Origin of the sequence: Rhodococcus sp. NPDC078407, from assembly GCF_044542515.1 — a bacterium.
Taxonomy (GTDB): Bacteria; Actinomycetota; Actinomycetes; order Mycobacteriales; family Mycobacteriaceae; genus Rhodococcoides.
The window spans coordinates 127,055-152,752 of sequence record NZ_JBITUQ010000006.1; the positions used below are offsets into that span (position 1 = coordinate 127,055).

The 25,698-nt window shown below is 64.4% G+C and carries 21 protein-coding genes; 13 read left to right on the forward strand and 8 right to left on the reverse strand.

Features of this window, described 5'->3' with window-relative positions; genetic code table 11:
• Nucleotides 1-19 precede the first annotated feature (19 nt).
• The 8 genes from ACIGGF_RS09030 (at nucleotide 20) to ACIGGF_RS09065 (ending at nucleotide 15,658) form a co-directional block, all read left to right on the forward strand.
• Complete coding sequence (locus ACIGGF_RS09030) at nucleotides 20-1,285, forward strand: MCE family protein (RefSeq protein ID WP_397521025.1); 1,266 nt, start codon at nucleotides 20-22, stop codon at nucleotides 1,283-1,285.
• Complete coding sequence (locus ACIGGF_RS09035) at nucleotides 1,282-2,529, forward strand: MCE family protein (protein WP_397521026.1); 1,248 nt, start codon at nucleotides 1,282-1,284, stop codon at nucleotides 2,527-2,529. Before ACIGGF_RS09030 ends, ACIGGF_RS09035 begins: the two co-directional genes overlap by 4 nt.
• Before the next feature lie 84 nt (nucleotides 2,530-2,613).
• Nucleotides 2,614-3,306, forward strand: a complete 693-nt coding sequence (locus tag ACIGGF_RS09040) for a hypothetical protein (protein WP_397521027.1) — start codon at nucleotides 2,614-2,616, stop codon at nucleotides 3,304-3,306.
• A 58-nt stretch (nucleotides 3,307-3,364) separates the two neighbouring features.
• Nucleotides 3,365-4,282, forward strand: a complete 918-nt coding sequence (locus ACIGGF_RS09045; protein WP_397521028.1) for a hypothetical protein — start codon at nucleotides 3,365-3,367, stop codon at nucleotides 4,280-4,282.
• A gap of 211 nt (nucleotides 4,283-4,493) precedes the next feature.
• Nucleotides 4,494-7,067: an aminotransferase class III-fold pyridoxal phosphate-dependent enzyme gene (locus ACIGGF_RS09050; protein ID WP_397521029.1), complete on the forward strand. Its 2,574-nt coding sequence runs from the start codon at nucleotides 4,494-4,496 to the stop codon at nucleotides 7,065-7,067.
• A gap of 476 nt (nucleotides 7,068-7,543) precedes the next feature.
• Nucleotides 7,544-11,050: a DNA-directed RNA polymerase subunit beta gene (rpoB, locus tag ACIGGF_RS09055; RefSeq protein WP_397521030.1), complete on the forward strand. Its 3,507-nt coding sequence runs from the start codon at nucleotides 7,544-7,546 to the stop codon at nucleotides 11,048-11,050.
• A 95-nt stretch (nucleotides 11,051-11,145) separates the two neighbouring features.
• Nucleotides 11,146-15,102, forward strand: a complete 3,957-nt coding sequence (locus ACIGGF_RS09060) for a DNA-directed RNA polymerase subunit beta' (RefSeq protein ID WP_027498213.1) — start codon at nucleotides 11,146-11,148, stop codon at nucleotides 15,100-15,102.
• A 166-nt stretch (nucleotides 15,103-15,268) separates the two neighbouring features.
• Nucleotides 15,269-15,658: a VOC family protein gene (locus ACIGGF_RS09065; protein WP_397521031.1), complete on the forward strand. Its 390-nt coding sequence runs from the start codon at nucleotides 15,269-15,271 to the stop codon at nucleotides 15,656-15,658.
• A 13-nt stretch (nucleotides 15,659-15,671) separates the two neighbouring features.
• Here ACIGGF_RS09065 and ACIGGF_RS09070 read toward each other — a convergent pair whose 3' ends face one another.
• On the reverse strand, nucleotides 15,672-16,034 hold the full coding sequence (locus ACIGGF_RS09070; RefSeq protein ID WP_397521032.1) for a nuclear transport factor 2 family protein: 363 nt from the start codon (nucleotides 16,032-16,034) through the stop codon (nucleotides 15,672-15,674).
• Nucleotides 16,035-16,109: 75 nt separating this feature from the next.
• On the opposite strand from ACIGGF_RS09070, the gene ACIGGF_RS09075 reads away from it, so the two are divergent.
• Complete coding sequence (locus ACIGGF_RS09075; protein ID WP_397521033.1) at nucleotides 16,110-16,604, forward strand: MarR family winged helix-turn-helix transcriptional regulator; 495 nt, start codon at nucleotides 16,110-16,112, stop codon at nucleotides 16,602-16,604.
• 31 nt (nucleotides 16,605-16,635) lie between these two features.
• Here the strand turns inward: ACIGGF_RS09075 and ACIGGF_RS09080 are convergent, their stop codons facing one another.
• A complete protein-coding gene (locus tag ACIGGF_RS09080; RefSeq protein WP_397521034.1) occupies nucleotides 16,636-17,058 on the reverse strand; it encodes a VOC family protein in 423 nt (140 codons plus the stop codon).
• A gap of 166 nt (nucleotides 17,059-17,224) precedes the next feature.
• Between ACIGGF_RS09080 and ACIGGF_RS09085 the strand changes: the two genes are divergently transcribed.
• Nucleotides 17,225-17,764 (forward strand): hypothetical protein, encoded by a 540-nt coding sequence (locus tag ACIGGF_RS09085; RefSeq protein ID WP_397521035.1) that lies wholly within the window; start codon nucleotides 17,225-17,227, stop codon nucleotides 17,762-17,764.
• Nucleotides 17,765-17,886: 122 nt separating this feature from the next.
• On the forward strand, nucleotides 17,887-19,461 hold the full coding sequence (locus ACIGGF_RS09090) for an alkaline phosphatase D family protein (RefSeq protein WP_397521036.1): 1,575 nt from the start codon (nucleotides 17,887-17,889) through the stop codon (nucleotides 19,459-19,461).
• A 6-nt stretch (nucleotides 19,462-19,467) separates the two neighbouring features.
• Here the strand turns inward: ACIGGF_RS09090 and ACIGGF_RS09095 are convergent, their stop codons facing one another.
• A complete protein-coding gene (locus tag ACIGGF_RS09095; protein ID WP_397521037.1) occupies nucleotides 19,468-19,818 on the reverse strand; it encodes a hypothetical protein in 351 nt (116 codons plus the stop codon).
• Nucleotides 19,819-19,863: 45 nt separating this feature from the next.
• The gene (locus ACIGGF_RS09100) at nucleotides 19,864-21,504 is read right to left on the reverse strand and encodes a GMC oxidoreductase (RefSeq protein ID WP_397521038.1); all 1,641 of its coding nucleotides are present in this window, start codon (nucleotides 21,502-21,504) and stop codon (nucleotides 19,864-19,866) included.
• Between the two features lie 130 nt (nucleotides 21,505-21,634).
• On the opposite strand from ACIGGF_RS09100, the gene ACIGGF_RS09105 reads away from it, so the two are divergent.
• The gene (locus ACIGGF_RS09105) at nucleotides 21,635-22,624 is read left to right on the forward strand and encodes an endonuclease/exonuclease/phosphatase family protein (protein ID WP_397521039.1); all 990 of its coding nucleotides are present in this window, start codon (nucleotides 21,635-21,637) and stop codon (nucleotides 22,622-22,624) included.
• Between the two features lie 6 nt (nucleotides 22,625-22,630).
• Here ACIGGF_RS09105 and ACIGGF_RS09110 read toward each other — a convergent pair whose 3' ends face one another.
• The 3 genes from ACIGGF_RS09110 to ACIGGF_RS09120 are packed head-to-tail and all read right to left on the reverse strand — an operon-like array spanning nucleotide 22,631 to nucleotide 23,690.
• Complete coding sequence (locus ACIGGF_RS09110; protein ID WP_397521105.1) at nucleotides 22,631-23,005, reverse strand: VOC family protein; 375 nt, start codon at nucleotides 23,003-23,005, stop codon at nucleotides 22,631-22,633.
• A 39-nt stretch (nucleotides 23,006-23,044) separates the two neighbouring features.
• Entirely contained in the window at nucleotides 23,045-23,446 is a 402-nt protein-coding gene (locus ACIGGF_RS09115; RefSeq protein ID WP_397521040.1) for a type 1 glutamine amidotransferase, read from the reverse strand.
• Nucleotides 23,447-23,480: 34 nt separating this feature from the next.
• Complete coding sequence (locus ACIGGF_RS09120) at nucleotides 23,481-23,690, reverse strand: hypothetical protein (RefSeq protein WP_397521041.1); 210 nt, start codon at nucleotides 23,688-23,690, stop codon at nucleotides 23,481-23,483.
• Between ACIGGF_RS09120 and ACIGGF_RS09125 the strand changes: the two genes are divergently transcribed.
• Complete coding sequence (locus ACIGGF_RS09125; protein ID WP_397521042.1) at nucleotides 23,689-24,711, forward strand: MsnO8 family LLM class oxidoreductase; 1,023 nt, start codon at nucleotides 23,689-23,691, stop codon at nucleotides 24,709-24,711. The two genes, ACIGGF_RS09120 and ACIGGF_RS09125, sit on opposite strands and share 2 nt — an antisense overlap.
• On the opposite strand, the gene ACIGGF_RS09130 is transcribed toward ACIGGF_RS09125, so the two are convergent.
• Nucleotides 24,669-25,598 (reverse strand): LysR family transcriptional regulator, encoded by a 930-nt coding sequence (locus ACIGGF_RS09130; RefSeq protein ID WP_397521043.1) that lies wholly within the window; start codon nucleotides 25,596-25,598, stop codon nucleotides 24,669-24,671. The genes ACIGGF_RS09125 and ACIGGF_RS09130 overlap by 43 nt on opposite strands.
• Nucleotides 25,599-25,698: the final 100 nt, after the last annotated feature.

Below are 25,698 nucleotides of genomic sequence, written 5' to 3' on the forward strand. Positions count from 1 at the left end.
GAAACGGAATCGAGCTCGTGTGAAGCGTTCCTTGGTCGTCGGAGCCGGCGTCTGTGTCGTCGCGCTGTCGGCCGGAGCCTGCTCGTCGGCCGGCATCTACGCCATACCGCTTCCGGGCGGTGCCGACGTCGGCGACAACCCGTTGAACCTGACGGTGCAGTTCGACGACGTACTGGACCTCGTCCCGCAGTCGACCGTCAAGGTCGACGGCGTCGCAGTAGGCCGAGTCGACTCGATCACGGTCCCGAACGACGGCTGGACCGCCGACGTCAACGTCATCCTGAACTCCGACGTCGATCTGCCGGCCAATGCGATCGCATCGGTGCAACAGACGAACCTGCTCGGTGAGAAGTTCGTGCAGCTCTCGGCACCTCCGGGCGACGAGGCAGCGGCGCGGCTGGAGGACGGCGACACGATCCCGCTCGATCGCACCCGCCATGCCACCGATATCGAGCAGGTGCTCGGTGCCCTCTCGCTGCTGCTCAACGGTGGCGGCGTCGGGCAGCTCCAGCCGATCGTCAAGGAACTGAGCACGGCCTTCGACGGTCGCGAAGGCCGGACGAAGGAGCTTCTGCAGCAGGCGAACACGCTGATCGACGGCCTCAACCAGCAGCGTGACGACATCACCCGCGCCATCGATGGTCTCGACACGCTCAGTGGGCGCGTCAACTCTCAAACCGACCAGATCGACGGCGTGCTCAAGGATCTGCCGATCGCCACCGAGGTACTCGAGCAGCAGCGGCCGCAGCTCACCGAGATGCTCGGTGCGCTCGATCGCCTCGGAGCCGTCGGTACCGACGTGATCAATCGGTCCAAGGATGATCTGATCGCGGACCTACGGGCTCTGCGCCCGACGCTCCAGGCTCTGGCCGATTCGGCGGACGACGTGGTGACGTCGCTCGCGGTGCTTCCGACCCTGCCGTTCGCGGACGGCACCGAGAAGATCATCGAGGGCAACTCCGCCAACCTGTTCCTCTCACTCGACCTGTCGATCGGCACCGCGCTGCGCAACTTCGGTGTCGGTGAAGGAGATCCGGTCTACATCCAGCCGAAGTACGGCAACACGCTCCCGGTGGTCGATCCGAGCAATCCGTACTACAACGGAAACGGACCTCGTCCGGGTTGGCCGACGATCTCGTTGCTGCCGTTGCCGCCGATCATCCCGTCGCCGGTTCCCGGCCCGGGTGCGCCTGCGAACGAGCTGGCAGTGGCCGAAGCCCCCGCGCCGTTCGATCCGCTGGCACCGTTGAACGATTTGCTCGAGCAGTTCGGAGTTGGACAGTGAGATCGAAACTGGTTCGCTTTCAGTTGGTCGCGTTCGTCGTGGTCGCCGTGCTCGGGTTGATCTATGTCGGCGGCAAGTACGTGCGCTTGGACAACATGCTCGGGTTCGGCCAGTACCAGGTCGATGTGAACCTCGCCGATTCCGGTGGCATCTTCTCCAACGCCGAGGTCACCTACCGAGGTGTTCCGGTGGGAACCGTCGGAGATCTGGAACTGACGCAGGACGGTGTCCGAGGCGCGCTCATGCTCGACAACGATGGGCCTGACATCCCGGCCGGTACGAAGGCCGTGGTGGCCAACAGGTCCGCCATCGGTGAGCAGTACGTCGACCTCCAGCCCGAGACCGATCAGGGCCCGTTCCTGGTCGACGGGTCGCAGATCGCGGTGGCCGACACCGCCACGCCCGTGCCGGTGGAGGACGTCCTCGCCAACACGAACACGTTGGTTCGATCGGTGCCGCTGGAGAACTTGACGAAGGTTGTCAACGAACTCGGCGTGGCGTTCAACGGTAAGGGCACAGACCTCGCGTCGTTGGTCGACTCGCTCGGAAGCATCTCCGAAGCAGGCAACGAGGCGTTGCCGCAGACCCTTGCACTCGTTCGCGACTCCGTTCCGGTGCTGAACACGCAGTCCGAACAGTCGGATTTGATTCGTCAGTTCAGTACCAGTCTGGACGAGGTGACGGCGCAGCTGAAGTCGAGCGATCCCGACATTCGCCGGCTCATCGACACCGGTACTGCGGCCGGCGACCAGCTCGGTGGCTTGATCACCGAGGCCGGCCCCGCGCTGACGACCGATATCAACAACCTTGCGCTCGTTGCCGCTCAGGCCCAACCTCGCTATGTGGCGCTTCGTCCGTTCCTGACGTTCCTGCCTGCACTCGGTGCCGGTATCTCGACGATCGTCCCGGACGACGGCACGATCCGTCAGGGTCTGCTGCTCGAAGTGAACAACCCGCCGCCCTGCACGGTCGGTTACGAGGGCAGCCAGGCAATTCTCGACGAGGAGAAGCGGAAGAACCCGAACTTCGATCCGACTCGGGAGAACTACCCTCTCAACCTCGACGCGAACTGCGCGACGCCGCAGGGCAGCGTGACGGGCGTCCGTAGCGCGAACCGCATCGTGTTCGCCGACCCGGACGTGCCGCAGCCGTGGGACCTCAAGCCCAAGGTCGATCCGGAAAAGCTCAACCTCAACCCCATCGCCACCCAGTTGGCACCGCTCATCGGCGTCACGCCGAGGTAGTGGATTCGGTGGAACTGCTGCTCAGCACTGTCGTCGGGCCGAGAGTGGTTCGGCCGGATATTACCGAGTAGTAGGGTGAAAAGTGTGAACTCGAGCACCGAAGCCCTGGAGTCCTCAGCGACTCCAGGGCGCAACAAAACCGCGAAGATCCTGTTTGCCGTCGTCACAGTCGTTGCCGTGGTGGCTCTCGCCGCGGCCGTGTTCTTCGGATACGGGTGGGGTAACGCATTGCTGAGCCAGAAGCCCACCGCGGACACCCGCGATGCGGCTCTCACCGGTGCCCAGCAAGCGGCCGTCAACCTGAACACGGTCGACGCGGCCGCCATCGACCAGTCGTTCGACAACATGAAGTCGTCCATCACCGGCGACCTGATGCTCAACGACCTCGAGCAGACGCGGTCGGGTATCACCGATCAGGTGCGTCAGTCCGGTGCCAAGAGCGAGGCAGAGGTGCTGCACGGCACGCTGACGGAGCTGAGCACGGACGAGAACACCGCCACCGCGCTGGTGGTCATCGCGACCACCACCACCTGGCCCGATCGAAGCGAGCGAAGCAAGCTGACGATGCGGCTGGCCATGGAGGAGGTCGACGGGGTGTGGAAGACCAGCAAGGTCGATCCCATCGGTTCACGCATCTCGCTCGACAACCCCAGCACCAACCCCGTGATCCCGACCGAACCTGGCGGCCCCGCCGACCCGAACGCGGCCGACCCGAATGCGGCCGACCCCGGTACAGAAGCGACTCCGGCTCCCCAGCCGGACACCGGCGGCAACTGACCGATCCGCCAATGGTGATTTCCGTCTGTACCGAAGTGAGTTTCGAAGGAGTTCTGTAGTGCCTCTCCAGCGTCGCAAGATCGTTCCACCCACCACCACCAGCAAAGTTCGCCGCAAGGTGGCCGGTACCGGGAAGCCGTCTGCTACCAGCTCCGACAGCGACGTGACAGACACCGACGTGACCGGAACCGACGACACCGCTGCCACCGACACAGCGGCGAGCACCACGACGACGCCGCAGCCGACAAAGCCTGAGTCAGACAAGCCTGAGTCGGACAAGCCTGCACTCGACAAGCCTGCACTCGACAAGTCCGGGCCCTCCGCGGCAGCTGCCGCGAAGCCGGCTCTCGGCAAGTCGGCTGCTGCGAAGCCCGATCTCGACAAGTCAGCCACCGACAAGTCAGTTACAGACAAGCCCGCCACCGACAAGTCAGCCTCTGACAAGCCCGCCGCCGATGCGGCGTCGACCGGCTCGTCCTCGGCGTCGGGAATCGGCTACAAGCACGTGATCGTGGTGGCCGTCATTGCCGTTGTGCTCGGGGCGTTCGCTGCCGTTGCCGCGTTCAAGCCGTTCGCCACGATCGACAATGCGGCGTGGGTGGATTCCGCGGCCACGCAGGAAGTCACGTCGGCCGCGACCGATGCGCTTCAGACCCTGTACACGTATAAGGCCGCCACGATCGATGCCGACTTCGATGCCGCTCGTGCGGTGCTCAATCAGTCGATGCTCGAAGAGTTCAATTCCACCGCCGACACCACCAAATCTGCCGTGGTGCAGACCGATACCGGAACTGAGGCGATGGTCACCGATATCGGCGTCGTGCGGCTCGAGGACGGTATGGCCGAGTTGATTGCCAACGTGAACATCAGTGCCACACAGAACGGCGTTGCCTCGGGCAGTGCCGAGGGCCCGTTGACGGTGAACATGGAGAAGGTCGACGGCACGTGGAAATTGTCGGCCATCGACGATCAGTAGCAGCTCGACCAACAGCTCGATCAAGCCCCGTTCGACGCAGAATTACTGCTCGGACGGGGCTTTTCGTGTGCTTTTCATCGGTCTGCCCCAAGCGTGACACCGAGCTACCCTCGCGATTGCGTCCTGGCTTGGGACGAGCCCTGGTTGTTCGGGACAACCATTCACAGCTCGACGGCCAGGGATGATCCGACGAATACGGAGCATGCTGGTCATGACTGACACAACTATCGAATTGTCCGTGCTGGAATCGAGGTCCGGTCGATCGGGCTTCGCCGAGAACGTCAATCCCGAACTGTACCGATTGTTGTCGGCCCTGAATCTGGATCGCGAGTACGTGCGCGGCGACGGGACGGTGTTGTTCGACGCCTCCGGTCGGCGCTATCTCGATTTCGCGGGGGCGTACGGCGCTCTGCCTTTCGGCCATGGCCCCACGTCGATCTGGCAGGCGATCAACGATGTTCGGTGCAGCGGGGAAGCGATTTTCGTGCAGCCGTCGGTACTGACGGCAGCGGGGGAACTGGCGGATCGTTTAAGGCGCATCGCACCTCACGGGTTGACGCTTACGACGTTCGTCAACAGTGGTACCGAGGCGACGGAGGTGGCGCTCAAGATCGCGCGATTACATACCGGTCGGTTGGGTGTGTTGACCACCGGCAACGGTTTCCATGGCAAGACACTCGGAGCGCTGTCCGCGACCGGAAACGTCAAGTATCAGGCCGGGTTCGGGGCGCCGGTCGAGGGTTTCGATCACATCGAGTTCGGCGATTCGAGCGCGCTCGACGCGGCCCTGTCGGCAGCGCCGGGCCATTACGCGGTGTTCTTGGTGGAGCCGATCCAGGGCGAAGGCGGAGTGGTGTGCCCGCCCGACGGCTATCTGCGGCGAGTGCGGGAGATCTGTGATCGGCACGGGGTACTTCTCGCGCTCGACGAGGTGCAGACGGGCCTCGGTAGGACCGGACGGATGTTCGCGTCGGAACACGAGGGGGTGGTGCCCGACATTCTGACCGTCGCGAAAGCGCTCGGTGGCGGGATCGTTCCGGTGGGTGCGGTGTTGTGTGCACCGAAGTTGGTCGACGAGAGCTTCGCGTTGCGCCACACGTCCACGTTTGCGGGCAACGCGTTGGCGGCGCGGGTGGGCATCGCAGTGATCGACGAGTTGACCCGGGACGACGGCGCAGTGGTGACGAACGCTGCCGTGCTCGGCCGGCAATTGTCGACGGATCTGAGTGCGTTGGCCGAGAAGTATCCGTCCGTGGTCACCGGTGTTCGCGGTCGCGGGCTCCTGCTCGGCCTCGAACTCACCGCCGACGTGAACTTCGTGGGACGTCAATCGCTACTGGGTTCCATTGCTCAGCAACATAATTTGACGGCGGTGATCTGCTCGTACCTGCTCAATGTCGAGGGCATTCGGGTGGCTCCAACTCTGTTCGGTAACAGAGTGATTCGGATCGAACCGCCCTTGACGGTGTCGGCGGTGCAGTGCTCGCGTCTGGTGGCAGCTCTGGATCGGGCGCTGGGTTACGCGGCGGTGGGGGACATGGACGGGTTGTTCGGCCATCTGCTGGGTCGTCCGACAGTCGGCACCCCACCGTCGCTCGCGGCGCTACGTCCGGGCCGCATCCCCGATATCGCAGTCCGTCGCACCGATCGGCGTTTTGCGTTCATCGCGCACCCCTTGGATCTGGGGTTCTTCGCCGCCTTCGACCCGGCCCTCGACGTCTTCGATCACGGGGAGCGACAGGACCTGCTCGAGCGGTTCGCGGCGTCGACATCCGAGCTCGACCCCGCCTCGTTCGTCATCGGCAGTGGCCGGGTCGTCGGGGGAGGGGACGCAACGGCGCACGGCGACCTGATCGGGTTGCCGTACACCTCGGCGCAATTGCTGCATTTGCCGACCGAGCAGGCGCTGCGCGTGGTGGGCGGTGCCGTCGAACTCGCGATCTCGCGCGGTGCAACGATCGTCGGTTTGGGCGGCTATTCGTCGGTCATCACCGGGAACGGGCTGGGCCTCGGCGCGACGTCGCGTCCGATCACCACCGGCAACGCGTTCACCGCCGCGGCAAGTCTGCGGGCTGTTCGACGCGTCTGCCGCGAACGTGGAATCGACGTAGCGCAGGCCCGAGTGACGATTCTCGGGGCTGCCGGGGCCATCGGGCGGACCATCGGCAAGCAATTGGCCGGCGAGGTCGGCAGTATCGCTCTGGTCGGTCGGCGGGGTGAGAGCACGGTCGTCGCGCCGAAGTTGTGGGCGGCCGCGCAGGAGATGGTGGCGAGTGTGGCGGCCGGGTGCGGCTCGGGGAATCTTGCGGCTGCTGCAGTCGAGGTCGACGGCGACATGGATGATCTGATCAGGTCGCGGCACATCGAGTTCTTCGCCGATCCCGTTTCTGCGGTGCAGGATTCGTTGATCGACATCGCAGCCACATCGGCACCGCACGCGTTGATCGATCCGACGGATCTGATGGAAGGTGCCATCGTCTGCGATGTTGCGCAGCCACCGAACATCGGCCGAGACGTGCGCGGTGAGCGGCCCGACGTGACGGTGTTCGACGGCGGCATCGTCAGGGTGCCGTCGGGTTCGGATTTCGGGTTGACCTACGGATTGGCTCCGGGCCTGACGTATGCCTGCATGGCCGAGACGATGCTGCTCGCGTTGTCGGGTCAAACGAACCTTCGCAGTATCGGAACCACTCTGGACGGCGACAGTGTCGAGCGGCTCGGTGGGTTGGCCGACGAGCACGGCTTCGGCCTCGCCGAGGCCACCCGGTGGGCCGGCGGTCGGTAGGGCGTGGAGCGGGGACGGGCGCGCGCAACTGCCGTCCGTCCCCGCTCGGCCCAACCGCTCGGCTCAACCGCTCGGCTCAACCCATCGGGCGTAACCCCTTGACGAAGGGGGCGGCACGAGTCACTCTTGTCGTCAGGAGCACCCCCACGCGGTACGGGCGCACACCTGTTCGAGGCAGCGTGGCGACACGCATTCCCGGACTCGGTGCGAGAACCGATCTCGGGTGCTACTTTTGATGCCCCCGTTGCGCTGTGCGCACATTTGGGGTACCTTTGGACGTTGCGCTGGCTGCCTCCTGTCCACCTCTCGATTGCTGTAGCTCGAAAACTCGTTTTCGGGCCTCTGTAATGGGGATTCGGTCTGGTTGCGACCAGCCGAAATTCGCCCCACATATAGCAAACAGATACAGCGGCGGTCGCCATGTCGTGTCAGCTGACAGGTCCTGTCAGTCGGCGGAACGGCGCGACCCGCGTGAGGTGCTGGAAGGACGCATCTTGGCAGTCTCTAGCCAGACCAAGGCAGTTGTCGGAACACCGGGAGCCCCGAGGAGGGTTTCGTTCGCGAATATTCGCGAGCCGTTGGAGGTACCCGGTCTCCTCGATGTACAGACGGATTCGTTCGAGTGGCTGGTAGGTGCGCAGAGTTGGCGCGACCGTGCCGCCGCCCGTGGAGACAGCGGTGTCTCCGGCGGACTCGAGGACATCCTGACCGAGCTCTCTCCGATCGAGGACTTCTCGGGCTCGATGTCGCTCTCCTTCTCCGACCCACGCTTCGACGAGGTCAAGGCCTCGACCGATGAGTGCAAGGACAAGGACATGACGTACGCGGCTCCGCTGTTCGTCACCGCCGAGTTCATCAACAACAACACCGGCGAGATCAAGAGCCAGACGGTCTTCATGGGTGATTTCCCGATGATGACCGACAAGGGCACCTTCATCATCAACGGCACCGAGCGTGTCGTCGTCTCGCAGCTGGTGCGTTCTCCGGGCGTCTACTTCGATCACTCGATCGACAAGGCCACCGAGAAGGACCTGCACAGCGTCAAGGTCATCCCCGGCCGCGGCGCTTGGCTCGAGTTCGACGTCGACAAGCGCGACACCGTCGGTGTCCGCATCGACCGCAAGCGTCGCCAGCCCGTCACTGTGCTGCTGAAGGCTCTCGGCTGGTCCACCGAGCAGATCACGGAGCGCTTCGGCTTCTCCGAGATCCTCATGGCCACGCTGGAGAAGGACAACACCGCCGGTACCGACGAGGCGCTCCTCGACATCTACCGCAAGCTGCGTCCGGGCGAGCCGCCGACCAAGGAGTCGGCGCAGACCCTGTTGGAGAACCTGTTCTTCAAGGACAAGCGCTACGACCTCGCTCGCGTGGGTCGCTACAAGATCAACAAGAAGCTCGGCCTCAACTCGGGTCAGCCGATCGTGGCGTCGACCCTCACCGAGGAAGACATCGTCGCGACCATCGAGTACCTGGTGCGTCTGCACGCAGGTGAGACCTCGATGACCGCACCCGACGGCGTCGAGGTTCCCGTCGAGGTCGATGACATCGACCACTTCGGCAACCGTCGTCTGCGTACCGTCGGCGAGCTCATCCAGAACCAGATCCGCGTGGGCCTGTCCCGCATGGAGCGCGTCGTGCGCGAACGTATGACGACTCAGGACGTCGAGGCGATCACGCCGCAGACCCTGATCAACATCCGTCCCGTCGTCGCTGCGATCAAGGAGTTCTTCGGAACTTCCCAGCTCTCGCAGTTCATGGACCAGAACAACCCGCTGTCGGGTCTGACGCACAAGCGTCGCCTGTCGGCACTGGGACCCGGCGGTCTCTCTCGTGAGCGCGCCGGCCTCGAGGTCCGCGACGTGCACCCCTCGCACTACGGCCGCATGTGCCCCATCGAGACCCCGGAAGGCCCGAACATCGGCCTGATCGGATCGCTCTCGGTGTACGCACGCGTCAATCCGTTCGGCTTCATCGAGACCCCGTACCGCAAGGTCGTCGACGGCAAGGTCACCGACGATGTCGATTACCTGACCGCCGACGAGGAGGATCGCCACACGCTCGCGCAGGCGAACTCTCCGGTCGACGATTCGGGTCACTTCATCGAGGACAAGATTCTCGTCCGTCGTAAGGGTGGAGAGGTCGAGTTCGTCTCGTCCGACGACATCGACTACATGGACGTCTCGCCTCGTCAGATGGTGTCCGTCGCCACCGCGATGATTCCGTTCCTCGAGCACGACGATGCCAACCGTGCCCTGATGGGCGCGAACATGCAGCGTCAGGCTGTGCCGCTGGTCCGCAGCGAGGCTCCGATCGTCGGTACCGGCATGGAACTGCGTGCAGCTGTTGATGCCGGTGACGTCGTCATCACCGAGAAGACCGGTGTCGTCGAAGAGGTCTCCGCCGATTACGTCACGGTCATGGCCGACGACGGATCGCGCAAGACCTACCGGATGCGCAAGTTCGCGCGTTCCAACCAGGGCACCTGCGCCAACCAGCGTCCGATCGTGGACGAGGGTCAGCGCGTGGAGTCCGGCCAGGTCCTCGCCGACGGCCCCTGTACCGAGAACGGTGAGATGGCACTCGGCAAGAACCTGCTGCTGGCGATCATGCCGTGGGAGGGCCACAACTACGAGGACGCGATCATCCTGTCGCAGCGCCTCGTGGAAGAGGACGTTCTCACCTCGATCCACATCGAGGAGCACGAGATCGATGCTCGCGACACCAAGCTCGGTGCCGAAGAGATCACTCGCGACATCCCGAACGTCTCCGACGAGGTCCTCGCAGACCTCGACGAGCGCGGCATCATCCGTATCGGTGCCGAGGTTCGTGACGGCGACGTGCTGGTCGGAAAGGTCACGCCGAAGGGCGAGACCGAGCTGACCCCCGAGGAGCGCCTGCTGCGCGCCATCTTCGGTGAGAAGGCTCGCGAAGTTCGCGACACCTCGCTCAAGGTTCCGCACGGCGAGAACGGAAAGGTCATCGGCATCCGCGTCTTCTCGCGCGACGACGACGACGATCTGCCTCCCGGCGTCAACGAGCTGGTCCGCGTGTACGTGGCACAGAAGCGCAAGATCCAGGACGGCGACAAGCTCGCCGGCCGTCACGGCAACAAGGGCGTCATCGGCAAGATCCTCCCGCAGGAGGACATGCCGTTCCTGCCCGACGGCACCCCGATCGACATCATCCTCAACACCCACGGTGTTCCGCGTCGTATGAACATCGGTCAGGTCCTCGAAACCCACCTGGGTTGGATCGGCAAGACCGGTTGGAACGTGCAGATCGCCGCGGACGGCAGCAAGCCCGATTGGGCCGAACGCCTGCCCGAGGAGATGCTGGCGGCTCCGGCCGACAGCAACATCGCCACCCCGGTGTTCGACGGTGCCAAGGAGAATCAGCTCGCCGGCCTGCTGGAGAGCACGATTCCCAACCGCGACGGCGAGCAGATGGTCGGCTCCGACGGAAAGGCCACGTTGTTCGACGGCCGCTCCGGCGAGCCGTTCCCGTACCCGGTGTCGGTGGGCTACATGTACATCATCAAGCTGCACCACTTGGTCGACGACAAGATCCACGCTCGTTCGACCGGGCCGTACTCGATGATCACGCAGCAGCCCCTCGGTGGTAAGGCCCAGTTCGGTGGACAGCGCTTCGGTGAAATGGAGTGCTGGGCCATGCAGGCCTACGGTGCGGCGTACACGCTGCAGGAGCTTCTCACCATCAAGTCGGACGACGTTGTCGGCCGCGTGAAGGTGTACGAGGCGATCGTCAAGGGCGAGAACATTCCCGAGCCCGGTATCCCCGAGTCCTTCAAGGTGCTCCTCAAGGAGCTCCAGTCGCTGTGCCTCAACGTGGAGGTGCTGTCCTCGGACGGCGCAGCCATCACGATGGCCGACGGTGACGACGAAGACCTCGAGCGTGCCGCAGCCAACCTGGGAATCAACCTCTCCCGCAACGAAGCTGCAACGGTCGACGACCTAGCTCAGTAGTTCAGTGGTCTCCGGGCCTGTGTCATTGCAGGCCCGGAGGCGTTCTTCTCATTTGCTCTTCCAGCACAACACCCATAACGGGGAAAGGAAGTTACGTGCTCGACGTCAACTTCTTCGATGAACTCCGCATTGGCCTTGCCACTGCAGACGACATCCGTCAGTGGTCCTACGGCGAGGTCAAGAAGCCGGAGACCATCAACTACCGCACGCTCAAGCCCGAGAAGGACGGCCTCTTCTGCGAGAAGATCTTCGGCCCCACTCGGGACTGGGAGTGCTACTGCGGCAAGTACAAGCGCGTCCGCTTCAAGGGCATCATCTGTGAGCGTTGTGGCGTCGAGGTCACTCGCGCCAAGGTGCGTCGTGAGCGCATGGGTCACATCGAACTGGCCGCTCCGGTCACGCACATCTGGTACTTCAAGGGTGTGCCGTCACGTCTGGGCTACCTGCTCGACCTGGCTCCGAAGGATCTCGAGAAGATCATCTACTTCGCCGCCTACGTCATCACCACGGTCGACGACGAGCTTCGTCACAACGAGCTCTCGACGCTCGAGGCCGAGATGGAGGTCGAGAAGAAGGCCGTCGCAGATCAGCGCGACGCCGATCTCGAGGCTCGTGCGCAGAAGCTCGAAGCGGATATCGCCGAGCTCGAAGCCGAGGGTGCCAAGTCCGACGTGCGCCGCAAGGTCAAGGACGGCGGCGAGCGCGAGATGCGTCAGCTCCGTGACCGCGCGCAGCGTGAGCTCGATCGTCTCGAAGAGATCTGGACCACGTTCACCAAGCTTGCTCCCAAGCAGCTCATCGTCGACGAGCTCATCTACCGCGAGCTCATCGACCGGTACGGCGAGTACTTCACCGGTGCCATGGGTGCCGAGTCGATCCAGAAGCTCATGCAGACCTTCGACATCGATGCCGAGGCGGAGTCTCTTCGCGAGACCATCCGCAGTGGCAAGGGTCAGAAGAAGCTGCGCGCGCTCAAGCGTCTGAAGGTCGTCGCTGCATTCCAGGCCGGCCGTAACTCGCCGATGGGCATGGTCCTGGACGCTGTCCCGGTCATCCCACCGGAGCTTCGTCCGATGGTGCAGCTCGACGGTGGCCGTTTCGCGACGTCCGACCTCAACGACCTGTACCGCCGCGTCATCAACCGCAACAACCGCCTCAAGCGTCTGATCGATCTCGGTGCTCCCGAGATCATCGTCAACAACGAGAAGCGGATGCTGCAGGAGTCGGTCGACGCCCTGTTCGACAACGGCCGTCGTGGACGTCCGGTCACCGGACCGGGTAATCGCCCGCTGAAGTCGCTGTCCGACTTGCTCAAGGGCAAGCAGGGACGATTCCGTCAGAACCTCCTCGGCAAGCGCGTCGACTACTCGGGCCGTTCGGTCATCGTCGTCGGCCCGCAGCTCAAGCTGCACCAGTGTGGTCTGCCCAAGCTGATGGCTCTCGAGCTGTTCAAGCCGTTCGTGATGAAGCGCCTGGTGGATCTGAACCACGCGCAGAACATCAAGTCGGCCAAGCGCATGGTCGAGCGTCAGCGTCCGCAGGTGTGGGACGTTCTCGAAGAGGTCATCGCCGAGCACCCCGTGCTGCTGAACCGTGCACCCACCCTGCACCGGTTGGGCATCCAGGCGTTCGAGCCTCAGCTCGTCGAGGGCAAGGCCATCCAGCTGCACCCGCTCGTGTGTGAGGCGTTCAACGCCGACTTCGACGGTGACCAGATGGCTGTCCACCTCCCGCTGTCCGCCGAGGCTCAGGCCGAGGCACGCGTGCTGATGCTGTCCTCGAACAACATCCTCTCGCCGGCATCGGGCCGTCCGCTCGCCATGCCGCGTCTGGACATGGTGACGGGTCTGTACCACCTGACACGTCTCGATGCCGGTGCTGTCGGCGAGCGCGTCGACGCATCGACCGATCAGGCCGAGTTCGGGGCGTACTCCTCCCCGGCCGAGGCTCAGATGGCCGTCGATCGTGGATCGCTCACCGTGCAGTCGCAGATTCGGGTTCGTCTCACCACGCAGCGCCCGCCGCGTGACATCGAGAACGAGCTGTTCCCCGAGGGCTGGAACCGCGGCGATGCATGGACCGCGGAGACCACTCTGGGACGCGTGCTCTTCAACGAGCTGCTCCCGGCGGACTACCCGTTCGTCAACGAGCAGATGCCGAAGAAGCGTCAGTCGACCATCATCAACGATCTCGCCGAGCGTTACCCGATGATCGTCGTCGCGCAGACCGTCGACAAGCTCAAGGACGCAGGCTTTTACTGGGCCACGCGTTCGGGTGTCACGATCTCGATCTCCGACGTCCTCGTGCCGCCGGAGAAGCCGCAGATCATGGAGACCTTCGAGGCTCAGGCCGATCAGATCGAGAAGAAGTACCAGCGTGGCGCACTCGACAAGGTCGAGCGCAACTCCGCACTGGTCAAGATCTGGCAGGACGCGACCGAGCAGGTCGGTAAGGCCATGGAGGCCCACTTCCCCGACGACAACCCGATCCCGATGATCGTGAAGTCCGGCGCAGCCGGAAACATGACTCAGGTTCGCTCGCTCGCCGGCATGAAGGGCTTGGTGACGAACCCGAAGGGTGAGTTCATCCCGCGTCCGATCAAGTCTTCCTTCAAGGAAGGCCTGACGGTCCTCGAGTACTTCATCAACACGCACGGTGCTCGTAAGGGTCTGGCCGACACGGCGCTTCGTACCGCCGACTCGGGCTACCTGACGCGTCGTCTGGTCGACGTCTCGCAGGATGTCATCGTTCGGGAAACCGACTGTGGCACCGAGCGCGGCATCGTCACGACGATCGCCGAGAAGACCGCCGACGGCAAGATGATCCGCGACGCTCACGTCGAGACCAGCACGTACGCCCGCACGTTGGCGAACGACGCTGTCGACGAGAACGGCACGGTCATCGTCGCTCGCGGACACGATCTCGGTGACCCGGCCATCGACGCGCTGCTCGCTGCGGGCATCACGTCGGTCAAGGTTCGCTCGGTGCTCACCTGCACCACCGGCACCGGCGTCTGCGCCACCTGCTACGGCCGCTCGATGGCCACCGGCAAGCTGGTCGACATCGGTGAGGCCGTCGGTATCGTTGCCGCACAGTCCATCGGTGAGCCCGGTACCCAGTTGACCATGCGTACCTTCCACCAGGGTGGTGTCGCCGGAGATGACATCACCGGTGGTCTGCCTCGCGTGCAGGAGCTGTTCGAGGCACGTGTGCCGAAGGGCAAGGCTCCGATCGCGGACGTGTCGGGACGCATCCAGCTCGAGGACGGCGATCGTTTCTACAAGATCACCATCGTCCCGGACGACGGCGGCGAAGAGGTTGTCTACGACAAGCTCTCCAAGCGTCAGCGTCTGCGCGTCTTCAAGCACGACGACGGCACCGAGCGCCTGTTGGCGGACGGTGACCACGTCGAGGTCGGCCAGCAGCTCATGGAAGGTGCTGCCGATCCGCACGAGGTGCTGCGCGTGATGGGTCCTCGCCAGGTGCAGATTCACTTGGTCAACGAGGTCCAGGAGGTGTACCGGTCGCAGGGTGTGTCGATTCACGACAAGCACATCGAGACGATCGTGCGCCAGATGCTCCGTCGCGTGACGATCATCGACAGCGGCTCCACCGAATTCCTGCCCGGTTCACTCACCGAGCGCAGCGAATTCGAGTCGAGCAACCGTCGCGTCGTCTCCGAGGGCGGCGAGCCCGCAGCCGGACGTCCGGTCCTGATGGGTATCACGAAGGCGTCGCTGGCCACCGACTCGTGGCTGTCGGCAGCGTCCTTCCAGGAGACCACTCGTGTGCTCACCGACGCGGCGATCAACTGCCGCTCGGACAAGCTCATAGGTCTCAAGGAGAACGTCATCATCGGTAAGCTCATCCCGGCTGGTACCGGCATCAACCGGTACCGGAACATCACGGTGCAGCCGACCGAGGAGGCGCGCGCCGCGGCATACGCGGTGCCGTCCTACGACGATCAGTACTACAGCCCGGACGGCTTCGGCCAGGGAACCGGCGCTGCAGTGCCGCTCGACGACTACGGTTTCTCCAACGAATACCGCTAGAGCGACTTCGTCGCACGTGCACAGAAACTCGTAGTCCACTACGAATTTCCGCGCACGACGACAGGGCGTGACCAACAAAGCCCCGCATCGACTTCGGTCGGTGCGGGGCTTTGTCCGTCTCTGCAGAGGCGCGGTGAGTTTCCCGCGTCGCCCGAGTCCTACCGGTATGAGCAACCAAACACCCAGCACCATCGTGAACATCGGCGTGGCCATGTTCTCCGTCGCGGACCAGGACGCGGCTGTCGAGTTCTATTCGCGTGTACTCGGCTTCGAGGTACGAGACGACACTCGTTTCGGCCCCGAGGGCGAGTATCGGTGGGTCGAGGTGGCACCGCCCGGTTCGACGGCGCGGCTCGCCCTCAATCCACCGATGGGTGGTGCTCCCGGCGGGGGCTCCATCGGCGTCGAGACGGCCGACGTTGCAGCAGAACATGCGCGATTGGCCGCCATCGGCGGTGTCGACATGGACGCAATTTCCGGGACGGAGGACGGTGCGCCGCCCATGTTCGCGCTGCGTGATCCCGACGGAAATTCGGTATGGGTGGTGCAAGCCTGACGGATCGGCCGGGCTATTTCCGATCGACGAACGTGTACAGCTCGGCGATCGTGCCGTCCTTGACGACGGCGAAGTCCTGACCGGTGACGACGGCTGGGGCGTCGGGCGGTGAGAGTGCCCAGGAGATGCGCGCGACGTCCCCCAGCACGGCGGGTTCGACGGAGACCGAGAAGGTGAGTCCGGCAGAGTCCGCAAGGAGGGCGGCGATTGCGTTTATCACGGCTTCGCGGCCGGTCGCGGTGTTTTCGGCGTCGTAGAACACCGCGTCCGGGTGATACATGGCTTCGATGAGTTCGCGTCGTCGATCGGCGTCGGTGGCATTGAAGACCTCGACGACGTTGCGACGTACCAACTCTGCGTGAGAGATGCGTTCCATGGTGTGCCCCTAAGGTTGGTGGGCGGGGCTCGGTGCGCACACGCCCGACGCCGATCATCGCAGAAAGTACGTGACATGTCACCTAATAAGCCCGAAGGCGGCCCGTGGTTGACGCCCGCCCAGGAATCGGCCTGGCGGGCCTACATGGGTTTGTCACTGCAGATGACGTTCGAGATGAATCGGCAGTTGACCGAGGATCATGGTCTTTCCCTGGCCGACTACTCGGTGCTCGTCGCGTTGGCGGACAGTCCCGACGGGCGTCGCCGGGTGACCGACCTGGCAGCCGAGATCGGATGGGAGCGGAGCAGGGCATCTCACCACCTTGCTCGGATGTGCGCTCGTGGCCTCACCGATCGCGCGGTCTCGACCAGCGACGGGCGCGCCACGGATGCTGTACTCACCGACGCGGGCCGGGCGGCACTGGAGGAGTCGGCGGCAGGTCACGTCGACGTGGTGCGCCGATTGTTCTTCGATGGGCTTGTCCCCGAGGATATCTCCGCTCTCGAATCCATTCTCACTCGGCTGCGTGACCATGTGAGAGCGAACGGAACTCTGCCGAGGCCGCAGTGACCTACCTCCCCCTCGGATCACTCGAGGTGGTTCAACCGTGGTGACAAACGGCCTCGAGGTCGATGCCGTTCAGGTCCCGCACGAAAGATCCGTAGTACGTCGAGTGGTATTCCGGCTGTAGTCCCGGTGCCCGGAGTTCGACAGCTCCTGCCGACAGTGCTGCGGCGTGGAAGGCGTCGACCGCGGCGCGGTCCGGGGCACTGAAGGCGAGATGTGTATGGGGGCCGATGGCCGAACCCGGTGCGTCGACGATCCAGAAGTAGGGCTTCGTCTCCGCCCAACCGAAGGCGATCATGGCGAGCTGGTGTGCCTCGGGCGTGTGCGGCACCCGCATGATCTCGGTGATACCGAGCGGTGCCAAAGCAGCGCCGTAGAATTCGGCGCTGGCGGCGAGGTCGCCGACGCCGATCTTGAGATGGTCGATCTGGGATCCTGTGCGGTCGATGTTCGTCATGCCTTCGACCATTCCCCACATTGCGGACGCGTTCGGTCCTGAATGGAATGCATTCCTCGAACTCGTACCCGCAGCAAGACCAGTACGGCTCATCCGAAAGAACCAACCGGTCTACCAATTTCGTCGTCCGGGCTCGGTGGGGTGGATCGCCCGCTATCGTTGGCCGATGCGAAAGACTGTGCTCGTTGTTGCGATGGTCATGGCGTGGATTCTCGCGGGTGCCCTCCCGGCCGGTGCTGCACCCGGTGCTGAGCCGTCGTGGTCCGGGGATTACTCCTTGATGCGGTTCGCGGCGAGCAAGACCGGCACGAGCGCAGCGGCGTCACAGCGCGAACCGGACTTCTCCAACGTCTACACCTTCGCCTCCGGCTGCGCCGACGGAGAGTGCGTCGCTTCTGTTGTTGCCGGTCCACCGCCGGCGAACGAGTCTCTCCAGAACCGTCCGATCGACTACATCTGGGACGGCACGAGTTGGGTGCATACCTACGACTGGGTGTGGGATTGCTACCGGGGCGAAGGCGTTCCCAAGGACTACAACGATGCCCGCTCGGTGGCGTATTACACCCCGCAGCCCGACGGTAGCTTCGAGGGCGTCTGGGAGACCACGATCTACGGCGGCTACTGCGACGGCACCGTCATCATGAATGTAGCCGCCTATCCTGTCCCGGTGATTCCCGCTCTACCTCCGATGTTCGGCAGCAGCTGACCGAATCGAAAGGACCCGTGGAGTTCATCTTTTCGTCGAGTCGATGACGGGCAGAGTTCGTCCCGGCACGACAGCCTCGAATGATGGTGAGACGGGGTAATGAGATTCGGATCGGGCGGGACATGTCCCTGCGGGCGGGGCCCACGCGTCGACAGTTCCTGACGTGGAGTGCGTTGGTGGGGGCGCTTGCGTTCACTCCAGAACTGGCGGGAACTGCCGCGCACGCACAGTCGGTGGTGACACCCGACTACCCCTTCCGTCTCGGCGTGGCCTCCGGCGACCCACTGCCCGATTCGGTGGTGTTGTGGACCAGGCTCGCTACCGATCCGTTCGCTCCGCTGGGCAGTATGAATCCCGGCGTGGTGCCGGTGCGGTGGCAGATTGCGGCCGACGAGAACTTCGGGCGGATCAGTCGCGAAGGCATCGAGCTCGCCACCGAGTTCGACGGCTGGTCGATCCACGTCGATGTCCGAGGCCTCGAGCCCGCTCGCGAATACTTCTATCGGTTCCTCGTGGGGCCGCATGCCAGTCCGGTGGGCCGCACCAAAACCGCACCCGCAGTGGGTCAGTCGCTGAGCAAGCTCGATTTCGCGTGGGCGTCGTGTCAGAAGTGGGAGGACGGTTACTTCGGCGCGTACCAGGACCTGGCGGCGTCGAATCTGGATGTGGTGTTCTTCCTGGGCGATTACATCTACGAGTACGCGATCAAGGACGAGGGTGCCAGGAAAGGTGAGCCGCGTACTGAGTCGGCAACCCGAGAAACTATGGTGCTCAGCGACTATCGCGATCGATACGCACTGTACAAGGCAGACGAGAACCTGGCCGCCGCACATGCATCCGCGCCGTTCGTCTCGACGTTCGACGATCACGAGGTGGACAACAACTGGGCTTCGCAGATCAGCCAAGATGACGACGATCCGCGAGAGTTCCTGTTGCGTAGGGCCGATGCGTTCAAGGCATGGTGGGAGAACACTCCGGTTCGTGCAAATCTGAAGCCCGTCGGTCCGGATATGAAGGTGTATCGCTGGTTCTCGTTCGGTGATCTGGTGGACTTCTCGGTGCTCGATACCCGGCAGTACCGCAGCGATCAGGCACACGGGGACGGCGAGCATGCGCAGGACGCCGAGACGGCCGATCCGTCACGCACCATCACCGGTGCGGCACAGGAACAGTGGATCCTCGACGGTTTCGCGTCACCGTCGAGGTGGAATTTCCTGGCGCACCAGACGGTGATCGCCGATCTCGCACGCGGCCAGGGCAGCGATCGCAAGGTCGGGATGGATCCGTGGAGCGGGTACGAGGCGTCTCGGCACAGAATTCTGGACGGGGCGAGGGATCGCGGCACGAAGAACGTGGCGTCGATCGTCGGCGACATTCACCGCACGATCGTCTCGGAGTTGCGACGGGACTACCAGGATCAGGTGTCGCCGATCCAGGGAGTCGAGATTGCGACCACGTCCATCGCGTCGGGCAAGGACGGTGCCGATGTCGATTCCACCGGAGCCGCCATCGCCGACGGTTCTCCGCATGTGAAGTACGGCAACGCTCGTCGCGGCTATCTTCGCAGCACGCTGACGAACACCGAATGGCGTTCGGAGGTAAGAGTTCTCGATCGGGTCTCGACGCGTGGGGCCTCGGTGCGCACCGCAGCAACCGTCACCGTCCCCGAAGGCCGCCCCGAGATACAGCTCGGCTGACGACACTCACTGGCGAATTGCGAACATCGGCATCGCCAATCCGAGCAGCATGACGGTGAACAGGAACCATGCCGCGCCCTGCCAGATCGGCCAGGTACCACCGGAGCGGTAGGACTTGTAACCCAACGTCAGAGCTCCGATGCCGCCGAGGAAGCACACCGCGGGCACCGAAGCAGCCAGTAGTGGATTCGTGCGGTCGACGAGGAGGAACACTGCGGTCAGTGCCGCGGCCAACGCCACCACGCCGGCGCAGTAGATCGCCGCTCGGCGAAAGGCAGCGGGGTCTCTCCAGCGTTTCTCCACGTCGCGGTCGGCGATGGTCCGTTCGTCGGGTTCTCTCGATTCGTCGGTGGGCATGCCTGTCGACTACCCGTTCGAGTCGGGTCTACCCACGTCGAGCGGTCAGCGCCCGTCGGCGATGATCTGTGCGACGTTGCGCTCGGCGAGCGCGGTGATGGTCAGCGACGGGTTGGCGGCACCGGTGCTGCCCGGGATCAGCGCACCGTCGACGACGTAGAGCCCGGGGTGGCCCTTCACGCGGCCGTAGCCGTCGGTGGCGTCGCCCAGTACCGCGCCGCCGAGGGGGTGGGCGGTGAAGGTGTCGTCGACGTCGCGGGTGAACGGCTCGGCCGCGACGACGGTTCCGCCGGCCTGGGCCATCCGATTCTGTACTGCGCGGAGGGCTTCGACGGTGTCGCGGCTGCCGCCCTTGGGCCAGTTCAGCGTCAATCTGTTCGTGGCCGAATCGAATCCGAAGTTTCCGCGTAGTGGGTCGATGGTCATACCGAGTGAGCCGATGAAGCCCAGGTTCATCGGAACGCCTGGCACGTACCAGTTCTCGACGGTCAGCGGCAGGCCCGAGTCGTCGACGATGCGGGATGCGCAGGGTGCTCCCTGCGGTCCGGCGGACATCGGGCCGAGCGACCGCGTCATCGAGGCATCGCCGTTGGTTCCCCAGCCGGTGCCGACGAATTCGTTGAGGTTCGCCAGCGCTCCGGTGGTGCGGGCGCGCATCAGCAGTTCGGTGGTTCCGATGGATCCGGCTCCGAGGACGAGGGTGTCGCAAGTGATGGTGCGAGTCTCGACGACGTTGCCGAACGGGTCGAGGCGTTCGATCTCTACGCGGTAGCGGCCGCCGGATTCACTGCCTATCGCCGCGACGCGGTGGCTGTGGCACACGGCTGCGCGGCCCGTCGCCTCGGCTTGGGGGATGTAGTTCTGGGTCAGGTCGTGCTTGGCACCGTTGGAGTTGCCGAACGTGCTTGCCCCGACGGTCGCGGACGGGCGGGACCGGCCGCCGATCTCGTCTCGCACGACGTTCCAGTTCCAGTTGCCATCCACTGCCTGAGGGGTGAAGCCTGCCCGCCGGGCATGGTCGTCCCAGGTACGCGAGTGCGCGAAGTTCGGGCTGTTGTACACGTCCTCGGGCATCGCCGACGGCCGGAGCATCGAGCGGGCCTTGGGGTACCAGGTGGCGGCCATCTCGTCGTAGTTCAGGCGTCCGCCCAACGAGAGGTCGAAGAACTTCTTGTCCGGTGCGATGGTCACGCCGGTGTAGACGATCGAGCCGCCGCCCACGGCCGCGCCGCGCCACACCGAGAGGTTCTCGTAGCGGGTGGTGTCGAGGACGCCGCCGAAGAGATCGACCGGTCCCACCGGGAGTCCGGTGATGTTGGTGAACGAGCTCTGCTGCCACAGTCCACGGCCGTCGGCGGTCATGTCGGCGGTGAAGATCTCGCGCCAGGGGTCTCGTGGCCATCGCAGTCCGCGCTCGAGCACGGTGACCTGAGTGCCCGCCTGTGCCATGCGCAGAGCCGCAGCACTGGCACCGAATCCGGAGCCGACCACGATGACGGACGAGTGGTCCGGTGGGCGGGGAGGGTCAGCGAACAGCTCGGGTACCAGGGACCGGATGCGGTCCGCGCCGATCGGCAGCGCGCCTGCGGGGGCAGCACCCGGCATGCCGGCGGAGTTCAGGACCGGAGCGGCGGCAGCGCCGAGCATTCCGGCAGCGGCCAACCGCAGCAGTTGCCTTCGGTTCACGGGTCCCCCTACTTGCTACACGGACAGCATCGTCGATTGTGTCGTGTTTGCGGCAAGAAAGCGAACAGTTCGGTCGGTCTCGAGGACGCCTCCCAGCTCGGCCTCAGGTTTGCCTGTCAGACTCCCGGTCATGGTTTCGGCTGCGGTGGCTCTGTTTCTGCTTGTCGTGGCGGTGGTGGGCATTGCGGCGCACCTGCTCGACTCGCGGGGACAGGGAATGCTCGTGGCCGCTGCATTGGCACATGTCCTCATGCTCGCCGCCGTGCCCGGCACTGTTCTCGCGACCGCGGCGTTCGGGTGGTGGGGGCTGGCGGCCGGAGCAGCTGTGCTGGCGAGTGCCGCAGCAACGCAAATTTCTCTACACGTCTCTGGGATACACGGCCCCCGCAAGAACGGCCCCCGCAAGAATGGCCCCCGGAAGAGCAACTCCCGAGATACCACCGACGGTCCGACTCTGACGGTGTTGCATGCCAATATTTGGCTGGGGCTCGCCGATCAGGATGCAGTGATCGCCCTCGTCGAAAAACACCGTCCCGACGCGCTCACCCTCGTCGAGTTGACGCCCGAGGCCGACGCGGGTCTTCGCCCTGGACTCTCCGAGCTGCTGCCGTATGCGTACGTCAGTGCTGCCGCAGGCGGAGCGGGGACCGGGATCTACAGCCGCTTCCCGCTCGTCGACGAGCAGCGGCACGACGGCTTCGTGACGGAATTGCTCTCGGCGCGGGTGGAGATGCCGGGCCGACCGCTGGTGTTCGCGGTGCATCCCGTGCCGCCCTGGCCGCGGGAGCCGTCCGGTTGGGTTCGTGAGCTGGGGCTGCTGCGTCAACTACTGGCCAAGATCCCCGTCGAGGACGGTCCCGTGGTGGTGGCGGGCGATTTCAATGCGACGCAGGACCATCGGCGGTACCGAGATATGCAGGACGGCCGGTTCGTCGATGCTGCCGTGGCCACCGGTGCCGGCATGCTCAGGACGTACCCGGCGCACACCTGGCATCCGCCGGTCATAGCCATCGACCACGTGCTGGTGGCCGGCATGGCGGTGCGTTCGGTCGAAGCCGTGACGATTCCCGGCTCCGACCACCGTGGCATCCTGGCTCGATTGGCTTTCGATCCCAGTTAGCGGTTGTCAGGACTGTGCGGGCAGCTGCTGCACCGACCACTTGTTGCCGTCGGGGTCGGCGAAGTACACGAACGTGCCCCAGCCCTCGTCCTTGGGTGTCTCGATGGTCAGACCGGCTGCGGTGAGGTGCTCATATGCTGCCTGGACGTCGTCCACGACCATCAGAATTCCGGCTCCCTTGCCGGGTTCGGCGTCGGTGATGCCCTCGCCGATGGCTATGGAGCATGCCGAGCCCGGGGGAGTGAGCTGCACGTACCGGATCCCGTCCCAGGGGCGGGCGTCGTGATCGGCGTTGAATCCGATCGAGGTGTAGAAGTCCTTGGCGCGGTCCACATCGGTGACGGCCAGGGTGACGAGTTCGATCCTTATGGTGAGGTTGATGCACCAATGATGAGCGTCAATGCGGACACATTTGGTCCGCTATGAAGCCTCGTCGAAGAACGTTTCGATAATTCTTCGCCCGTCCTCGGCGACTCGAGTCAGTACCTGGGTGCTCGGCGCTGTTCCCGCAGGCATATGCGCGTCGAGCATCGGTTTCTGCGCAGGTGTGAGCTCGACGTGGAACTGCAGACCGAGACCGCTGCCGAAGCGGAACGCCTGATTCCGGTAGAGATTCGAGCTGGCCAGGACCACCGCGTCGACGGGCAGGTCGAACGTATCGGTGTGCCAGTGCACGACCTGGATTCGATCCGTTCCGAACACTGACGCGCCGGCGTCGGTCGCAGTCACCTCGCCGGAGCCCAATTCGGCAATCGGACCGCGATACACCGCACATCCCTGCGAGGCCGCGAGCAATTGAGCACCGAGACACACCCCGAGCACAGGAATTCCACGCGCGAGACACTCGGCAATCAATTCACGTTCGGCCCGAATACCAGGGTGCGACGTCGCCCCACGCGTCCATCGGCCCGCCCAATACGACCAACCCCGAGATCGCATCGGCTGTGGGCAACGGATCCCCACTCCCCATCGCGGCCACCGTGTAGTCGATTCCGCGCTCGGTCATGATCGTCCCGATCAGCGCAGGACCCTCGGATTCGACGTGCGTCAACACCCACCAACTCATGACCAGAAATATGCCCGACGCCCCGGCGGTTGTCCTGACTGTGTTGCTTTCTCTTCTCGATAGATCCCGCACTCGATCCGGAATGGACGACGCCTCGGCGCTTCGTCATACCGTCGAACGGGCGATCCACGCGGAGAAGATCGGGCTGCACCGGTTCTGGGTGGCCGAGCATCACGCCGTCCCTGGCATCGCGTCGGGCGCGCCTGCTGTTCTCGCGGCGGCGGTGGCGTCGCGAACCTCGCGTATTCGCGTCGGATCGGGCGGGGTGATGTTACCCAACCACCAGCCGCTGATCGTGGCCGAACAATTCCTGATGTTGGAGTCGCTGTTTCCCCGCCGGATCGACCTGGGTGTCGGCCGTTCGCTCGGGTTCACCGAACCGGTCCGGGCAGCATTGCGCAGTGAGCACGCCGACACGTTCGATGCCGATATTGCCGAATTGCGTTCGTATCTCGACGGTTCGGGGTCGGTGACGGCGCGGCCCGCAACCCCGCCTCCGCCGATGTTCGTCCTCGCAACCGGTGCCGGCCTCGAGGTCGCCGCTCGCGCCGGGCTTCCGGTGGTCGTGGGCGGACCGGTTCTGCAGAACATTGATCCATTAGCTCTGTATCGCAAGCACTTTCGGGCTACGTCATCGAATCCCGAATTGTATGTGATCGTCTCGCTCGATGTGACGATTGCAGCGGACTCCGCCGATGCCCGCAGGCTCGCGCTGCCGGAGGCGTGGGCGACGGCCAGGTCGCGTCGCGAGGGCGAGTTCCCGGCCCTGGAGCCAGCCGCTGCGATCGATGAATCTCGGTGGACGCCGCGGACGAGGGATCGAATCGAGGCGTCGCTGGCGTCGAGCATTCTCGGTACCGCCGAGCAGGTGCGCGCGAGGCTGGAGGAGCTGGTCGAGCGCACCGGCGCGAACGAGATCATGGCCTCCACGTCCACGTACGATCGCGCCGAATTGTTCGACGCGGATGCCGCGTTCGCTCAGCTCGCCGGTGTAGTTGGTCGAACAGCAGTAGCAGGCTGAATCGGTGCCGTTGCTGCCAGGGCCGCCACGAGGTCGCGCTGGATGTCGGTGGCGGGCACGGTCGCGTCGACGACGGCCGATACCGGTAGTCGCAGCCTGCGGTCGGCCTCGGTGCGGAAGACCAGGCCGGTCTTGGGGGTGCTGTCGGCGGTGCTGGCGTACAGGATGGACCAGCACTGGGGGTTCTTGAGGAGTTCGGCACTGGCGGTGTGATCGGACGCCACGGGCGGACCGAACGTCAGCGGTAGCCCGCTGCGCTTCATCTCGCGCTCGATGACGCGATGCAGCAAAATTTGTTCGCTGCGTTTGGGCAGGAGCAGCGGGTAGTCGGCCAGTTGGCTCAGGCTCGGGTTGTCCTCCCCGGCCAGTGGATGGCCCTCGGCGAAGACGACGACGAGGTCCTCGGTCCACAGCTCGGTCACGTGCAGACCGGAGCGTTCGACGCTGCCGCGGATCAGCGCCACCTGGCAGTCGCCCGACGTCACCGCTTCGATTTGTTCTGCGAATCGTTTCAGGACGAAGTCGATCTCGGCGTCGGGATGGCGTTCGCGGACCGCGACGATGGCGGAGATGGCGTTGGCGGCAAAGGTCATGTTCCCGGTAAGGCGCAGTTGATTCCGCCTGCGCGTGGTCAGTGCCAGGGCGGCCTGCTCGAGTTCCACCATGTGCCGGGCGATGGAGACCAATTGTGCTCCGACAACGGTCAATCGGACGGTACGCGAGGTCCTCTCGAACAGGGGCTCACCGATCTCACGCTCCAGCTTCGAGATCTGCAGGCTGATCGCCGATTGCGAGACGTAGCAGCGCTCGGCAGCGCGAGAGAAGTTCAGCTCTTCCCCGACCGCGAGAAAGTACTTGAGCTGACGCAGTTCCATATCGACGTCCAATCATGAGTTCTACTCATGGATGCTATTTCAACTTCCGCGTTGATAGACCACCGAGGTCGGAGTTTCATGGAGGTAGTTCTTCGTAGAGGGAAAGACTTCT

Bases quoted from the DNA above. Each gene is read 5' to 3' on its own strand.
- ACIGGF_RS09050 (WP_397521029.1), top strand. From the start codon at position 4,494: ATGACTGACACAACTATCGAATTGTCCGTGCTGGAATCGAGGTCCGGT.
- ACIGGF_RS09065 (WP_397521031.1), top strand. From the start codon at position 15,269: ATGAGCAACCAAACACCCAGCACCATCGTGAACATCGGCGTGGCCATG.
- ACIGGF_RS09070 (WP_397521032.1), bottom strand. From the start codon at position 16,034: ATGGAACGCATCTCTCACGCAGAGTTGGTACGTCGCAACGTCGTCGAG.
- ACIGGF_RS09075 (WP_397521033.1), top strand. From the start codon at position 16,110: ATGTCACCTAATAAGCCCGAAGGCGGCCCGTGGTTGACGCCCGCCCAG.
- ACIGGF_RS09080 (WP_397521034.1), bottom strand. From the start codon at position 17,058: ATGACGAACATCGACCGCACAGGATCCCAGATCGACCATCTCAAGATC.
- ACIGGF_RS09085 (WP_397521035.1), top strand. From the start codon at position 17,225: ATGCGAAAGACTGTGCTCGTTGTTGCGATGGTCATGGCGTGGATTCTC.
- ACIGGF_RS09090 (WP_397521036.1), top strand. From the start codon at position 17,887: ATGTCCCTGCGGGCGGGGCCCACGCGTCGACAGTTCCTGACGTGGAGT.
- ACIGGF_RS09095 (WP_397521037.1), bottom strand. From the start codon at position 19,818: ATGCCCACCGACGAATCGAGAGAACCCGACGAACGGACCATCGCCGAC.
- ACIGGF_RS09105 (WP_397521039.1), top strand. From the start codon at position 21,635: ATGGTTTCGGCTGCGGTGGCTCTGTTTCTGCTTGTCGTGGCGGTGGTG.
- ACIGGF_RS09125 (WP_397521042.1), top strand. From the start codon at position 23,689: ATGACCAGAAATATGCCCGACGCCCCGGCGGTTGTCCTGACTGTGTTG.
- ACIGGF_RS09120 (WP_397521041.1), bottom strand. From the start codon at position 23,690: ATGAGTTGGTGGGTGTTGACGCACGTCGAATCCGAGGGTCCTGCGCTG.